The sequence below is a fragment of the Sphingomonas sp. CFBP 13720 genome (genome assembly GCF_014842075.1).
Lineage (GTDB): Bacteria > Pseudomonadota > Alphaproteobacteria > Sphingomonadales > Sphingomonadaceae > Sphingomonas.
Genome location: NZ_JACYVA010000007.1, coordinates 37,604 through 53,370 on the forward strand (window position 1 = coordinate 37,604; position 15,767 = coordinate 53,370).

At 65.8% G+C, this 15,767-nt stretch carries 10 protein-coding genes; 7 read left to right on the top strand and 3 right to left on the bottom strand.

Annotated features, from left to right (window positions below):
• The first annotated feature begins 4 nt into the window (after nt 1–4).
• From IFT55_RS13780 to IFT55_RS13810, 7 genes are all read left to right on the top strand, one after another.
• Nucleotides 5–1,405: a glycoside hydrolase family 28 protein gene (locus IFT55_RS13780; protein ID WP_192092928.1), complete on the top strand. Its 1,401-nt coding sequence runs from the start codon at nt 5–7 to the stop codon at nt 1,403–1,405.
• Between the two features lie 81 nt (nt 1,406–1,486).
• Nucleotides 1,487–2,515, top strand: a complete 1,029-nt coding sequence (locus IFT55_RS13785) for an Ldh family oxidoreductase (protein WP_192092929.1) — start codon at nt 1,487–1,489, stop codon at nt 2,513–2,515.
• Nucleotides 2,512–4,251 (top strand): DUF885 domain-containing protein, encoded by a 1,740-nt coding sequence (locus tag IFT55_RS13790; RefSeq protein WP_192092930.1) that lies wholly within the window; start codon nt 2,512–2,514, stop codon nt 4,249–4,251. Before IFT55_RS13785 ends, IFT55_RS13790 begins: the two co-directional genes overlap by 4 nt.
• A gap of 370 nt (nt 4,252–4,621) precedes the next feature.
• Nucleotides 4,622–5,548 (top strand): dihydrodipicolinate synthase family protein, encoded by a 927-nt coding sequence (locus tag IFT55_RS13795; protein WP_192092931.1) that lies wholly within the window; start codon nt 4,622–4,624, stop codon nt 5,546–5,548.
• Nucleotides 5,549–5,559: 11 nt separating this feature from the next.
• Nucleotides 5,560–6,558 (top strand): 4-hydroxyproline epimerase, encoded by a 999-nt coding sequence (locus IFT55_RS13800; RefSeq protein WP_192092932.1) that lies wholly within the window; start codon nt 5,560–5,562, stop codon nt 6,556–6,558.
• A gap of 37 nt (nt 6,559–6,595) precedes the next feature.
• On the top strand, nt 6,596–7,306 hold the full coding sequence (locus tag IFT55_RS13805; RefSeq protein ID WP_342029316.1) for a GntR family transcriptional regulator: 711 nt from the start codon (nt 6,596–6,598) through the stop codon (nt 7,304–7,306).
• Between the two features lies 1 nt (nt 7,307).
• Nucleotides 7,308–8,717 carry an amino acid permease gene (locus IFT55_RS13810; RefSeq protein ID WP_192092934.1) on the top strand — a complete coding sequence of 470 codons (1,410 nt, stop codon included), beginning with the start codon at nt 7,308–7,310 and terminating at the stop codon, nt 8,715–8,717.
• Between the two features lie 597 nt (nt 8,718–9,314).
• Here the strand turns inward: IFT55_RS13810 and IFT55_RS13815 are convergent.
• The 3 genes from IFT55_RS13815 to IFT55_RS13825 all read right to left on the bottom strand — a co-directional run bounded on the left by IFT55_RS13815 (nt 9,315) and on the right by IFT55_RS13825 (nt 15,743).
• Complete coding sequence (locus tag IFT55_RS13815; protein ID WP_192092935.1) at nt 9,315–11,297, bottom strand: M10 family metallopeptidase C-terminal domain-containing protein; 1,983 nt, start codon at nt 11,295–11,297, stop codon at nt 9,315–9,317.
• 479 nt (nt 11,298–11,776) lie between these two features.
• Nucleotides 11,777–13,339, bottom strand: coding sequence for a family 43 glycosylhydrolase (locus IFT55_RS13820; protein ID WP_192092936.1), 1,563 nt, complete (start codon nt 13,337–13,339; stop codon nt 11,777–11,779).
• A gap of 40 nt (nt 13,340–13,379) precedes the next feature.
• Complete coding sequence (locus tag IFT55_RS13825) at nt 13,380–15,743, bottom strand: beta-L-arabinofuranosidase domain-containing protein (RefSeq protein WP_192092937.1); 2,364 nt, start codon at nt 15,741–15,743, stop codon at nt 13,380–13,382.
• Nucleotides 15,744–15,767 lie beyond the last annotated feature (24 nt).

The window sequence follows — 15,767 nt, forward strand, 5'->3', positions numbered from 1 at the left end:
CCCGATGATCGTGCGGAACGCGGGGGATGGGATCGTGAACGGACGCCGGACCCTGTTGCGCGGCCTTGCCGGCACGCTGTCGATGGCTGCTGCCCCCGGCATCGCGCTGGGGCAGCGGCAACGCACGATCGACATTCGCGATCATGGTGCGATCGGCGACGGACGAACCGTCAATACCGCCGCCATCCAGCGCGCCATCGACGCATGCGCAGCGGGCGGCGGCGGCATGATCGCTGTCCCCGCCGGGGTGTTCGTCAGCGGTTCGATCATCCTGCGACCGGGGGTCGGCATGGCGTTGCTGCGCGGCGCGGTGCTGAAGGGATCGGCCCGCCTGTCCGATTATCCGCTGGTCCTGCGGCGCTTTGCCGAAGCCTATCCCGAACCGCTGCGGCTGGCGCTGGTCAACGCGACGGGCAACCATGGCCTGCGCATCGTCGGGCCGGGAACGCTCGACGGACAGGGCGATCCGTTCTGGCGGAAGTTCTTCGAAATGCCCGACGAATATGTCGGCACGGCGAAGGTCCAGTATCACCTGCCGCAACTCTGCGCGATCGAGGACTGTAACGACGTTCTGGTCAGCGGCGTGACGTTCAAGGACCCGGCGTTCTGGAACCTGCACCTCTATCGCTGTCGCCGCGCGGTGATCGAGGATTGCGCGTTCGAGGTGCCGCATGTGATCCGCGCACCCAGCAGTGACGGAATCGACCTCGACAGTTGCCAGGACGTGGTCGTGCGGCGCTGCCGGTTCTCGGTCGACGACGACTGCATCGCGCTGAAGGGGACACAGGGGCCGGGGGCGGCCGCCTATGCCGAAGCGCCGCCGGTCGAGCGCATCCACATCCACGATTGCGTGTTCGAACATGGGCTGGGCTGTGTCACGTACGGCAGCAACGCGACGGTCGTGCGCGACGTGCGGGTCGAACGGATCACCAATGTCGGCGACATTCCGACCATCCGGTTCAAGGTGCGGCCCGACACGCCCGGACAGGTCTATGAAAAGCTGCGGGTCAAGGGCGTACGGCTGGCCGAAGCACCGACGCCGACTTCCCGCTGGCACAATGACGAGGTGTTTTATGGCACCGACATTCCAAATTTCAGCATGAGCGATCCGGCGATCGGCCTGATCGTCAACGCCCGGCTTACGCATGGGACAAAGGTCGCGCCGAAGATGCCCGGCGCGATCATCCGCGATGTCGTGATCGAGGATGTGCGCGGGACGACGCGCGGTTTTGGCAGCATCTCGGGCAACCCGACCACCACGATCAGCGACTTCGTGTTGCGGAACATCGACGTGCGACTGACCGATCCCGACCGGACCGCCCTGATCGCCCGCGACACGACGAATATCCGTATGGAAAACGTTCGGGTGAACGGTGCGCCGGGGCGGATCGTAACTGGCGCGTAGGGCACCCTGCCGTCCAGCCATCGCACGGGACTTCGAGGATAGCGTTTGCATCCCAGTCGTCTTATATATCATATACGATACATGGACGATGATTTGATTTCGATGACGCTGGAAGAGGTCCGCGGCTATGCCCACGCAACGCTGACAGCGGTCGGACTGTCCCCGGCGCATGTGACGGCGGTGGCCGAGACGATGGTCGCCGGCGAGCGTGATGGCTGCGGATCGCACGGCCTCTATCGCCTGCTGGTCGCGGCGCACAGCGTGGCGGTGGGCACCGTCGTGCCCGACGCGGTGCCGGTGCTGACCAGTCCCCGGGCGGGGCTGATCCGCGTCGATGGTGGCGGCGGCTTCGCGCAACTGGCGTTCGAGACGGGCCGCGCGCCACTGGTCGCGGCGGCGCGGGCGAATGGCATCGCCGCGCTCGCGCTGAACAACATCGTCCATTTCGCGGCGCTGTGGCCGGAGGTCGAGGCGCTGGCCGAAGACGGGCTGGTCGCGCTTGCCTGTACGCCCAGCCATGCGTGGGTCGCACCAGCCGGGGGTACGAAGCCGCTGTTCGGAACCAACCCCATCGCGTTCGGCTGGCCTCGACCGGGATCGTTGCCGTTCGTGTTCGACTTTGCGACGTCGAAGGTGGCGCGCGGCGAGATCGAGCTGCACCGCCGCGCGGGCAAGCCGGTGCCACCCGACTGGGGCCATGCCGCCGACGGCAGCACGACTACCGATGCTGAAGCCGTTCTGGCCGGGGCGATGCGGACGTTCGGCGGGCATAAGGGATCGGCGCTGGCGACGATGGTCGAACTGATCGCAGGACCGCTGATCGGCGACCTGACCAGCGCCGGATCGCTGGCCGCCGATGCCGGGCGCAAGGGATCGCCGATCGGCGGCGAACTGATCCTCGCGATCGACCCCGCCGGGTTTCTCGGCACCGCCGCCGCAGACCATCTGACCCGCGCCGAAGCGGTCTTCGCCGGGATCGAGGGTCAGGGCGCGCGCCTGCCCGGTGCGCGTCGCCATGCGGCACGGGCGGTCAGCCTGCGCGACGGGGTTCGCGTGCCGCGGCGGTTGATTGCCGACATCGACGCTGTGGTACGGGATGCCGCCCGATGAACCGGACGATCTTCCCCGCGCTGCTTCTCGCCTCGATCGCGATGCCGGCGATGGCGCAGGACGCGGATACGCGCTTCACTGCATTGGCCGCAGACGAATATCGCTGGCGCAAGACGCTGGCGGGTCCGGGAGAGGACGCCCCGCCCAGTCCCGACAGCACCCTGCCCGACGTGAGTCCGGCGATGCAGGCCGCGAAGACCGCGCGCTGGACCGCGACCGCACGCGCGCTGGCGACGATCGATCCGGCCACGCTATCGCCCGGCAAGCGCGACAATTACCTCGTCTATCGCGCGCAGATCGACGCGCTCGTCGATCAGCAACGCTTCCGCGACTATGAAAAGCCGCTGACCGCCGACACCAGCTTCTGGATCGACGTGACCGCCATGGTGCGTGAGGAACCACGGACGCAGGCGGACTATCGCGGCTATCTCCGGCGGCTCCACGACATTCCGCGCTTTTACGGACAACAGGTTACCAATATGCGCGCGGGCCTGTCGCGCGGCTTTACGCCACCCGCGATTACGTTGCAGGGTCGCGATGCGGGCGTGGCAGCGGTGGTCGAGGCCGGCGGTGGCGAAGCGTCCCCCTTCTTTGCGCCATTCCGGACGATGCCGGACGCGATCCCCGCCGATGTGCGAACGGCGCTGCGCGCAGAGGCGTTGCGGACGATTTCCGCCGAGGTGGTGCCGGCGCATGCCCGGTTGCTGGCGTTTCTGCGCGACGAATATGTCCCCGGCGCGCGGACGACGCTGGCCGCGTACGACTTGCCCGACGGACGGGCCTATTATGCGTCCAAGATCCGCGAATATGTCACCCGCGATCTGACTGCCGACCAGATCCACCGGATCGGCGTCGCGGAGGTAGCGCGCATCCGCGCACGCATGACTAACGTGATGGCAGAGGTGAAGTGGAAGGGCGACCTGTCCGGCTTTCTGCAATTCCTGCGCACCGATCCGCAATTTTATGTCGGTACGCCGCAGGCGCTGCTCGACCGCGCGGCTTGGACCGCCAAACAGTTCGACGGCAAGGCGTCGCGATGGTTCAACCGGATGCCGCGCGCGCGTTTCGCGATCGAGCCGGTCCCCGCCGATCTTGCGCCCTTCTACACCGGAGGGCGCGGCGGCCCGGGCATCTTCCTGCTCAACACCTGGAACCTGCCTGCGCGCCCGCTCTATTCGCTGCCTGCACTGACGCTGCACGAAAGTGCGCCGGGCCATGCGTGGCAGATGCCGTTCGCCGCCGAACTCGACGACCTGCCCGATTATCGGCGGGAGACGTATATTTCGGCCTATGGCGAAGGCTGGGCGCTGTACGCCGAAGCGCTGGGTGAGGAGATGGGCATGTACGGCACGCCGTACGAGGTGTTCGGCATGCTGAGCTATCAGATGTGGCGCGCTGCCCGGCTGGTGGTCGACACCGGCATCCACGCAAAGGGCTGGTCGCGCGAACGGGCACAGGCGTTCCTGCGGGACAATACGGCGCTGTCGAACCATGAAATCACGACCGAGGTCGACCGCTACATCGCGTGGCCCGGACAGGCATTGAGCTATTATATGGGTGAGATGGCGTTCGTCGACGGGCGGGCACGGGCGCAGAAGGCGCTGGGCGAAAAGTTCGATGTTCGCGCGTTCCACGATGCGATGCTGTCGCTGGGATCGGTGACGCTGCCGATGATCGACGCGCGTGTTGACCGGTTCATCGCCGATGGCGGCCGGGGGCCATATCCGCTGAAGTGATCGCCCCCCCCCGCCCCGGCCGGGTACGATGGCCCCGCCGGCCCGCTGTCACATAGTGAATGCGGCGCTCGTCTCCGGCGGCTCACAGCCAGCGGCCGTACGAAGATTGCGGATGGAACATGCGGTGGCCACTGGCCCCGCCGGCACGGAAAAAAATGGCAGCCGAGGTTGCCGGGTCGCGCTGGATGCTACAACCTCGCCATCCCTAACCGCCCGGGATTGTGCGGAATCGTTATCGGCCATTGTTCGAGCGGCACGGCCGTCCTTTCCGGCAACCATCATAATCCGATCGTGCATCGTTCGTTTCAGACCTTGCTCGGCGCGCGGCATCATCGTATACGATATTCCTAAATCAGCTTCGGGAACTATGATGGCTATCGATTGGCAAGGTGTTTTCCCTGCGGTGACGACGCAGATCGGTACGGATATGTCGATCGATCTCGCGGATACGCAGCGGGTGGTCGACGATCTGATCCGCGACGGCGTGACGGGCATTATCGCGCTGGGCACGGTCGGCGAAAACAACTCGCTGACGCATGAGGAGAAGGTGTCGGTGCTGACCGCGATCGTCGAGGTCGTCGCCGGGCGCGTGCCCGTCGTGACCGGCGTATCGGAATATGACACGCGCCGCGCCGCCGGCTATGCCGTCGCTGCCGAAAAAGCCGGTGCGGACGGGCTGATGCTGCTTCCGCCGATGGTCTATGTCCCGAAAGCGCCGGAGCTTGCCGCGCATTTCAACGGGGTGGCGGCGGCGACCGCGTTGCCGATCATGCTGTACAACAATCCGCCCGCCTATCGCGCGCAGATCGATAACGAGGTGCTGGAACTGGTCGCGGACGCGCCGACGATCGTCGCGATCAAGGAATCGTCGCCCGATACGCGGCGCTTCACCGATGTGAAGAACCGCTTCGGTGATCGGTACGTCCTGTTCGCAGGGCTGGACGACGTCGCGCTCGAGGGGCTGTATCTGGGTGCGCAGGGCTGGGTATCGGGTCTGACCAACGCATTTCCGCGTGAATCGGTCGAGTTGGTGCGGGCGTTCCAGCGGGGCGACCATGCGAAGGCGATGGAAATCTACCGCTGGTTCATGCCATTGCTCCATCTCGACGCCGACCATGATCTGGTCCAGTCGATCAAGCTGGCCGAACAGGTCATGGGTCGCGGGTCCGAACGGGTGTTGCCGCCGCGTTATCCCTTGGTCGGCGCGCGCCGTGCGGAAGTGATCGCGATGGTCGAACATGCCGCTGCGACCCGGCCCGAAATCACACCATCGACCCCAGCCGCCGTCGCGGCCTGACCGATCCCCCCATGCGCCACAGTTTTTTCTGCATCGACGGGCATACGGCGGGCAATCCGGTACGGCTCGTCGCGGGGGGGGCGCCGTTGCTGCGTGGTGCGAGCATGTCGGCGCGGCGACAGGATTTCCTGACCCGGTTCGACTGGATCCGCACGGGGCTGTGTTTCGAACCGCGCGGGCATGCGATGATGTCGGGCGGGTTCCTGTATCCCCCGACCCGCGACGACAGCGACATCGGCATCCTGTTCATCGAAACCTCCGGCTGCCTGCCGATGTGCGGACATGGTACGATCGGGATCGTGACGTTCGGCCTCGAACACGGGCTGATCCAGCCTGCCCTGCCCGGCCGGCTGCGCGTCGAGGTACCCGCCGGGCTGATCGATATCGTCTATACGGCGCAGGGCGACCGGGTGACGTCGGTTCGGATCACCAACGTCGCTTCCTATCTGGCGGCGCGGGGGCTCATGATCGACGTGCCGGGTCTGGGGCCGCTGTCGGTCGATGTCGCCTATGGCGGCAATTACTACGCGATCGTCGAGCCGCAGGGTGCGTATAGTGGCGTCGACGCGCTGGGCGCGGCCGCACTGGCGTCGTTCGGCCGGGCAGTACGCGATGCGGTGCGCGCCGTATTCGAACCCGTTCATCCGATCGACCCGACCATCCGCGGCGTTAGCCACGTGTTGTGGGCCGACGCGCCGCGCAGTCCTGATGCGGACGGGCGTAACGCGGTCTTCTATGGCGACGGCGCGATCGATCGCAGTCCGTGCGGCACCGGCACGTCGGCGCGGCTGGCACATCTGGCGGCGACCGGACGGCTGTCGGTCGGCGAAAGCTTCGTCCACGAAAGCTATATCGGCAGCCGCTTCACCGGCCGAGTCGAATCCGCGACCATGCTGGGCGACATTCCCGCGATCGTGCCGTCGATCGAGGGATCGGCGGTCGCCACCGGATTCAACACGATCTGGATTGATCGCGACGATCCGTTCTGGAATGGTTTCGTCGTTCGATGACGTGGAACCACCGCGCCACGGCCGGGAGGGTTCGTTTGTGAGCGCGCGTCAGACCATCGTCGTACGAACCCTGTCGGATCAGGTGTTCGCCATCGTGCGCGAACGGATCGTTACCGGTCAATTGGCCGGCGACGCGCCGATCCGGCAGGATGCGCTGGCCACCGAACTGGGCGTGAGCAAGATCCCGCTGCGCGAGGCGTTGGGCCGGCTCGAACAGGACGGACTGCTGCAAAGCCAGCCCAATCGCGGCTATACCGTTCAGCCGATGTCCGCCGATCAGGCCGACGAAATCTATGCGTTGCGCCTGTCGATCGAACCTGCTGCGGCGGCACGCGCGGCGCTGCACGCATCCGACGCCGACCGCGGTGCCGCGACCGCCGCCTTCCATGCGCTGGACAAGGCGGCGCACGGCAATCTTGGCGAGGTGGCGATGCGCAATCGCGATTTTCACGTTGCGCTGGTGCGGCCGGGCGACCGCGCGATCACGACGCAACTCGTCGAACGCCTCGCGATCCAGGCCGAACGCTATGTCGTCGCGCATCTCGAACCGGCGGGACGCGACGCGCGGGCGCATCTGGAGCATCGCGACATCATCGACGCATGGCTGGCGCGCGACGGCGTGACGCTGCAGGCGCTGCTGCACCGCCACATCGAAGCGACGCTGCTCGACCTGCGCGTCCAGTTCGCGACCAGTCGCTCATCGACCGCGCCAAACCACGCGATGGGATCGCACCTACAGGGGAAGTGACATGTCGATCATCGGACCGCGCAAGGTGTTGGGCGCACATGCCCCCGCCGGCCAGACGCTGGCCAAGACGCTTGGCTGGCCGCATCTGATCGCACTGGGCGTCGGGGCGATCGTCGGCACCGGCATCTATACGCTGACCGGGGTCGGTGCGGAGCGTGCCGGACCGGCGGTGATCCTTGCCTTCGCGATCGCGGGGGCGGTTTGTGCGTGTGCGGCGCTCGCATATGCCGAATTGGCGACCATGATTCCGGCGGCGGGCAGCGCCTATACGTTCAGCTATACCGCGCTTGGCGAAACCGTCGCGTGGGTCGTCGGATGGAGCCTGATCCTCGAATATTCGCTGGCATGTTCGACCGTTGCGGTCGGGTGGTCGGGATATCTGGTGGGATGGATCCACGCATTGGGCGTGTCGCTGCCGCCCGCGCTGCTGGTCGGACCGCATGCCGGCGGGATCATCAACCTGCCCGCCGTGTTCGTCGCATTGGCGGTGATGGGCATGCTGGTCGCCGGCACGCGCGAGAGCGCGACGCTCAACATCGTGCTGGTCATCATCAAACTGGTGGCGCTGAGCGTCTTCGTCCTGTTCGCACTGCCCGCGTTCGACGGACAGAATCTGCAGCCGTTCATGCCCTATGGCTTCGGCAGCACCGAGATCGACGGCACCAAGCGCGGGGTCATGGCGGCGGCGGCGATCGTGTTCTTCGCCTTCTATGGGTTCGACGCGGTCGCGACCTCTGCCGAGGAAGCGAAGAATCCGGGGCGCGATCTGACGATCGGTATCGTCGGGTCGATGATCCTGTGCACGGTCATTTATATGGCGGTCGCGATCGCCGCCGTGGGCGCGATCCCGTTCCGGCAGCTCGCGGATTCGCCCGAGCCGCTGGCGCTGGTGCTGCGAACGCTGGGGCAGCCGGTCGCCGCGCACATGATCGCGCTGGCGGCGGTCATCGCCCTGCCCTCCGTCATTCTCGTCATGATGTACGGACAGAGCCGCATCTTCTTCGTGATGGCGCGGGACGGATTGCTGCCTCAGCGGCTGGCGACGGTCAGCAAGCGCACCGGCGCACCGACGCGGATCACCGTACTGACCGGACTGTCGATCGCAGCCGTCGCGGGCTTCTTCCGCCTCGACGAAATCGCGGAGCTGGCCAATGCCGGCACGCTGGTCGCGTTCATCGCGGTTGGCGCTTGCCTGATGGTCCTGCGTCGCACCGCGCCGGACGCGCCACGGCTGTTCCGGTGTCCCGCGCCGATGGTCGTGGGGACCGCCGCGATCCTCGGATGCCTGTACCTGCTGTACAGCCTGCCCGGCGCGACGCTGCTGCGGTTCCTCGGCTGGAACGCGATCGGACTGGTCGCCTATGTCGCTTATGGTCGCCGCGCCAGCTTCGCGCGTCGCGCCGCTGCCTGAACGCGGCGCATGGGGGGGGCGGACGACTATAGCGGCTTTGCAGCGGAGGCCTTCCGGCTACGCCGACGCTGCCCTATCCGAACCAGCGTTGCTACCTGCCATCCGGCCGGCCTGCGCCGATGTTCGCCCGCTTCGCTTACCTCGGGACAGTTGTAAGCTCGGCGAAAGTCCCGCAGCGTGCCGTCCTCGGGCCGTACCCCGGCGGAGGACGGGTCCAGTTGGGAAAGCTTTTCGGTACGTTACCAACGTCCCCCAACTGCGCCCGGCTTTCGCGGCGGTACGACAGGGTGACTTTCGCAGAGGTTTAGACCAGTTCGGAGTCCGCGTGATCCAATGCGCGCCGAACGTGCATACGATAACCAGGTCTGGTCGAACGTTCTGCACGGCGATGCAGGCCAGTGCCGAACGACGCTTCACGTCCCGGTGGCAGCCGGTTCGACGATAACGCGGAAACCCGACAGGCGCTGAAGATCGCCGCAGCGCCGTGCGTCGGGACGATGAAGCGCGAAACGCCGCCAGCGCGGTAAAACAGCGCTGACGGCGAAACCGACCATATTGTATCACTGGGCAGGAACACCGTCCCTGCCCCGTCCCGCATCAAACGTGCAGGCCGCCGATGCCGATCGAAGAACCGACCTGGCTGTAGACATAATATTCGATGCCGTCGTTCACGACCACGCCGTCATATTCGAGCGCGGACGCACCGCCGAACTTCACGGTGCCGCCTTCGCCGGTCAGATCCAGAAGACCGTCGCTGCCGAAGGTGATCCGGTTGTCGCCGTCGGCATCCGCCAATTTGGTCGTCGTTACGAACAGGTCGTTACGCGTGAAGACGACGATATCGTTGCCCAGCCCCGCCACCGGATTGGCCGTGTCGAACAAGAAGACATCAGTCGAGCTGCCCGACGACCGGCCACGCATCGTATCGTCGCCGAAGCCGCTTTCGTACACCCGCTGACCACTCGACGCGACGGGACGGATGCGGGCATCGTCGTAATAGAAGACGCCGTCGATGCTGCCCATGAGCCGCAGACCGGTTTTGGCCGCCCCGACCAGTTCGACCCGGTCGCCATCGGTCCGGTCGAGCATGAGGGACGCGCCGCTCCACGTGATGATGCCGTCGCCGTTGCCGTCGGCAATGGCTTTGGTCGTGGCAAGTACGTCGCCGCGCTGCCAGTCGGTGATGCGATCCGCACCCGATACGCCGGCAGACCGAAGCTCGAACACGTCACGGCCGCCCCCGCCGGTCAGCAGGTTCGCGACCCCGTTTCCGACGATCCGGTCGCTGCCGCCCCCGCCAACGGCGTTCTCGATCACCACGCCATAGGCGATCGAGATGTTGTCGGTCAGCAGGCCGCTCTTCAAACCGAAGAATTGCTTGAAGCTTTCGTAATAGGCGAAGGTGCCGGCGCTGCGCGGGTCGAGACCGGCTGCGGCACGGTTGGCGTTGATCTGATCCAGCGTCAGGAACGCCTCGATCCCGCCGCCGGACGAAAAGGCGCCTTCGTTCAGGTCGATGGTCGAAGGTGTGTTCCAGCCGGAAAGGTCGAGCGTGTCGATGCCGCCGGCATCCCAGATCGCGACGACCGGGCTGGTGGTGACCGAAAAATCGTACGCCGCATTACCGGCGGTGGAATTGAAGCCATACACGGTGTTGCCGGTGCGGGTGGTCGTGTCGACACCATATAGCCGCTGGGCTGCCGCGATGTCGTGGACCAGAGGCGTTCCGGGATAGGCGACGTTCAGCAGCGCGAAGTCGATATGCTGCGCGCCGGTTTCGTACGCGTCGAAATAGCTCATGATGCTGTATTGGCGTGAATCCTGCGCATAGACCGCATCGTTGGCATAGGTGATCGGATCGGGCACGCCGTCGCCGTCATTGTCGTCGAGCGCGTTATAGTCGCCGGGGTGGCTGATGCCGAGCGCATGGCCGATTTCATGGATCATCGCGGTCTGGCCGTAATAGCTGGCGGTCAGTTGCGTGAAATTCGACGCGATCCCGATATCGACCCAGACGTCACCGCCCAGCCGGCCGAATTCGGCGAAGCCGTAATCCCGTTCGATCTGCGCATCGCCGCTGTCGCCGAAGGGCAGATAGGCATAGGCCTGCGCGCCACCGGTATTGGCGTTGCCGAACGTAATATCCGCGCTGCCCGACTTCGTCTGCCGGAACGAGATGGCGGTGACCTCGTCCCAGAACGCGATCGAACGCTGCGCAAGATCGATTTGCGCCGGGGTGAAGGCGCCGAAGCTGAAATATTCGTTGAGCGCGGCGGTTCCGGTCTCGTTGACGTAATAGCTGTTCGCAAGCTCTTCCTGGGTCAGCCAGAAACCGTAGTTCAGTACGCCGTCGTCGAGTTCGCCGTAATTGTTCGAGTTCCAGTTCTGCCCCGCGCGATTGAGGAAGATCGCCGCCTGTTCTGCACTCCAGACCGGTTTGGACCCATAGGTGGAACCTGCGCTGGGATCGAGCGAGGCCGACAGTACCACCCCGCCGTCATCGCCATGCCGGGTCAATCCCCCCGCGCAGGTCGGACAGGCACAACCAAAGGTGCTCGCAACGTCGAAAGAAGCGTCCATGAGTTTCTCCAGTTTGAAATTTGATGATGTTGCGCCATCGCGCGAGCGTCGCAGGACTTCGTCACCGATCGGCTCGACCGGCGGCCCTGCCCGGCCGTTGCCGCCTCGACGCGGGTGCGGGGCTGTCGGAGATGGTCGGAGCTGCGTTCGATGAAGCGCGGGTCGCCGACCTTGCGGGCATGCCAGCGACGCGCGCAGCGTTCGTTGTGACAACGGCAGTGAGCGGCCTGCGGCCATTTCTGCGGTGTTTTTAGTCTTCGCATCACACGCCCCTCAAGCAGCGTAACGCTTTCGTAACCAGTTCTTATACCGTATACTATGACTTTCTACGCGGACGGTCCATTTACCTCTGAAGACGGGGCAGCGCCGGCATTCGGGACGAGCGTGTTCTCCCTACGCGACGGCGGTCCCCGAATTTCGTTGTTCCCGGAAACGGTGTTGCCGAACGCGGTGCCGCATTTCTGAACGGGCGTCGCGCTTCAACGTCCATGGCGTTCCGGCATTTGTTCGCAGGGCGCGGCGACCCTTTCAGCCGGTGTGACGGGTTGCGCGATCGGCGACAGCGCCTCCCACTCCTTCACCGCCAAGGCAGCATGGCTGGCACCGGCGTGGCTGGCATCGAACACGGCGCGCAGGCACCGCGTGGTGACGGGCGCGAAACGTACCGCCTGCACGACATCGGGTGCGGTGCCATAAGCGGTTCGGGCCGCCACCGGCTTCCAACCACCGTTCCAATATTCGATCCGCCATGCGGCGGGTGGCGCGACCCCGACACCCGATCCGGCGGGTTGATCGGCCCAGAACCAGATGCGCGACCCGTCGAGCGTGACCGGCGCATGCCAGCGATATTCGATCCATTGCCGCGGCGGATTGTGCCCGGTCCAGCTACCCCAGAGGTCGGGTGGCAGCGGATTGGCGGGGACCTTTCCGTCGTTCAGCGCTCCGATCCAGTATTGCAACGGAATTGGCTCGTTCGACGACGTCGCCGTGGCGGAGCGGGCGCGGTTGCGCGTCGGTGGACCGGGCGGCAACGCGCGCCGGGTCGGCACCACCGGCAGGATGCGTGCGGGGCGGACGCTGTCGTCCCACCGCACCGGGTCGATCGCCACGCTGCGATGAAAATGGCCGCCGTCGATACCATCGGCGGTATGATAGGCGATGACCCACCCGCCCCTGAACGGCACGATTCCAGCGTGCGACGTGGTCGAGCTGACCGGTTTCAGGATGACGCCGCGATAGGTCCACGGGCCACGTGGATCGGCCGCCGTGCCATAGGCGATGCAGGCATAATATACCGCCGGCGTGCAGTCGGATGCCGGCCCGGCATGGTTGCCGGCGTAGAGCATATAGTAGGTGCCGTCGCGTTCCAGCACCCATGGTGCCTCGAAATATCCGGTCAGGCCCGACACCGCGAACGGCGCACCGATCGGCGTCACCATGTCGCGCGCCAGTTCGATGCCGCGCAGCTGCCCGAACGATCCCCAATACATCCATACGCGTCCATCGGCGGCGACCAGTACGGTGGGATCGATATTGTGGATGCGGTTGGGGACGGGACGCCGCTGCGACACGATCGGACCGGCGGGATGCGCGTCGCGGAACGGGCCGGTCGGCGTATCGGCCACCGCGACGCCGATCGAGAACCGGTCCTCCGCAGCGCTGTCGCGTTCGACGATCGGGGCGTAGAGATAGAAGCGTCCATCGGGTCCCCGGACGATCTGCGCGGCATAGGCCCGCCCCGGCTCGGCCCATGCGAAGATCGTTTCCGGGCGGGCGATGGCGGGGCGGTGCGTCCACTTGCGCGATCCGGGGTCGGTGGTCGACAATAGCTGCCATTCGTTCATCACGAAGTCGTTGACCCCCGGCGGCGCCTCATCGCGCCCCGTGAGGATGTAGAGCGTGTCGCCGTCGACCAGCGGGGCGGGATCGGTCGACGACGGCGTGTCCAGAATTGGATTGCCGGGCGTCGTCACGACACGCGCTTCCTGTGCGCCCGCTATTGCAGGCACCGCCAGCAGCGCCACCGTCAGTCGACCGCGCATGGCATCCCGTCGATAAATCGATCCTGTCGCCGGACGGGGTTCAAGTGGTGGCGGCCGGCTTGGCGGAGAACAGGCGGACACCGAAGACGGGGCCGGCGGTGTTGCCCTCGGCGGGGACGATGCGGACCTTGACGCTGTCCTTGCCCTTGGTCAGGCCGATCGGGAGCGGATATTCGATATCGAAGAACTTGCCCGGCCGGCCATTGTCCAGCCGCTGTGTCGCGATCCGGACGCCGTCGACCAGGATATCGAACACCCGGCCGCGTTCGTTGCCCCAATAGGTCGCCTGCAGCAGCAGCGGTCCGGCACGCGTCTTCATCGCAAATTCCATGAACCCGCCCGACCGGACGTCGCGACCGTTGCGCCCGCGATACGCCAGCGGGTACGACAGCGCGGAGGTAAGGCCGTGGTCGCGCTCCGCCTGCATCTCGCCCAGATGCATGACGTCGACCGAACGCGCGGCGATGTCGCGTGCCTTCGCCTGATCGGCGAGGAACCCGGCTTCCTCGACCTTCCATTCGGCGTCGGTGAATCGTTTGAAATACACCGCGCTGCGCCGGTCATATTGGCGATAGAACGGCACGAACGTCAGGTCCGCCGGACGGACGATGCCGTGCGTGGCGTATTGCGCTTCGTCGGCGACGACCGGCGAGAAGGCGGCGAGCAGGTCGGTGCCGACCAGTGCCGGCTCGGGCTTGTCCCATTCGCCGTCGGCGCGGCCCAGATCGGCGGCCAGCACCAGTGGTCCGCGCAGGATCGCGATCGTCTTGTCATCGCCCGGCGATGCTTCGATCCGCAGGTCGAGCGGCAGGGTGATCGCCACCGTATCGCCCGCATTCCACCGGCGCGTGACGATCGCATAGCCGTTCTCGCGCACCGGTTCGACCCGCTTGCCGTTGACGGTCACGTCCGCCTGCTTCGCCCAGCCGGGCACGCGCAACGCGACCGCGAACCGCCCACCGCGCGCGAGGCCAGTGAAGGTCAGCCGCGATTCGGGTTCGAACGGGTATCGCGTATCGAGCGTCAGCGCGGCGCCGCGTGCCGCCCACGTCGCCTCCGCCGGAATGTACAGGTTCACGAACGGCGTATCGTCCCCTTCCCAGAAGATCGATTCGCCGTGCTTGGCGTGGCTTTCCATGCCGGTCCCGACGCAACACCAGAACCCGTCCTCCCCCGGCACCGAATATTCGCGCTTCGCCCCGGACAGCAGCGGGGTCATATAGGTGAACCCGCCATAGACCGGTTCCTGTTGTGCCATGACATGGTTCAGATGCGCGCGTTCGTAATAGTCGAACAGGCTTCCCTGCGGTGCCCAGGAAAACAGCATCCGCGTGAGTTTGAGCATGTTGTAGGTGTTGCAATGCTCGCACGTCTGTTCGGTGATGTGCGCGGCGATGGTGTCGGGTTCGGAGAAATATTCGCGGTCCGCGTTGCCGCCGATGACATAGCTGTGATGCCCCGTCACCCGTTCCCAGAAGAAGCGCGGCGCGGTCGCCTGCGCTTCCTTGCCGGTCAGTTCGTGCAGACGGGCGAGGCCGATCAGCTTGGGCACCTGCGTGTTCGCGTGAAAATTGGCCAGCTTGTCGACACGTTGCGTCAGCGGGTCGAGCACGCGCCGGTCGTAGATGCGTTCGGCCAGCGTCAGCCAGCGCGCGTCGCGCGTCCGGGCGTGGAGTTCGGCAAAGCTTTCGTTCAGCCCGCCATATTCGCACGCGAGCACGCGCTGCACCTGATCGTCGTCCAGCGCGGCGAACACGCGCTCGATATACCCGCCCAGCGCCACGGCGATCGACAGCGCGCGTGGATCGCCGATGTGATCGGCGACGTCGAACAGCCCCGTATACAGCTTGTGCCAGTTGTAGAACGGCACCCAGCATCCGTTCAGGTCGAACCCCTGCGACCGGATGTCGCCAGCCATGATCTCGGCAAATATCTCCTTGCCGTCGACGATCGTGCCGTCCTTGCGCTTGCGGGTGAAGCCGGCGACATAGCCGTCCCCGCTCCTGCCCTGACATTCCGCGAGTTCGCCAAGGATGTAGCGGGCGCGGGTCACGCATTCGGCATCGCCGGTCTGGGCATGAGTCAGCGCCAGCGCCGACAGGTAGTGGCCCAGAGTGTGTCCGGCGATCGTGTCGCTTTCCCATCCGCCATACACGGCGGCTTTCGGTTCCAGTCCGGCGAACCGGCGAAAATTATGCAGCAGCCGGTCGGATTCCAGCGTCATCAGATACGCCCGGTTCACCTCGACCGCGCGGGCGAAGTCCGACGTGCGCAACCGGACCGACGACAGTGGAAACGGCCGCGCCTTCTCCGGCAGGATGCGGGGCGTGGCGGCGATCGCAGGGTGCAAGACCAGCGGCAGCATCACCGTGCCCAACAAGAATTCACGGCGTAGCAACTTCATGCCGACTTTCCATTCAGCCTTATC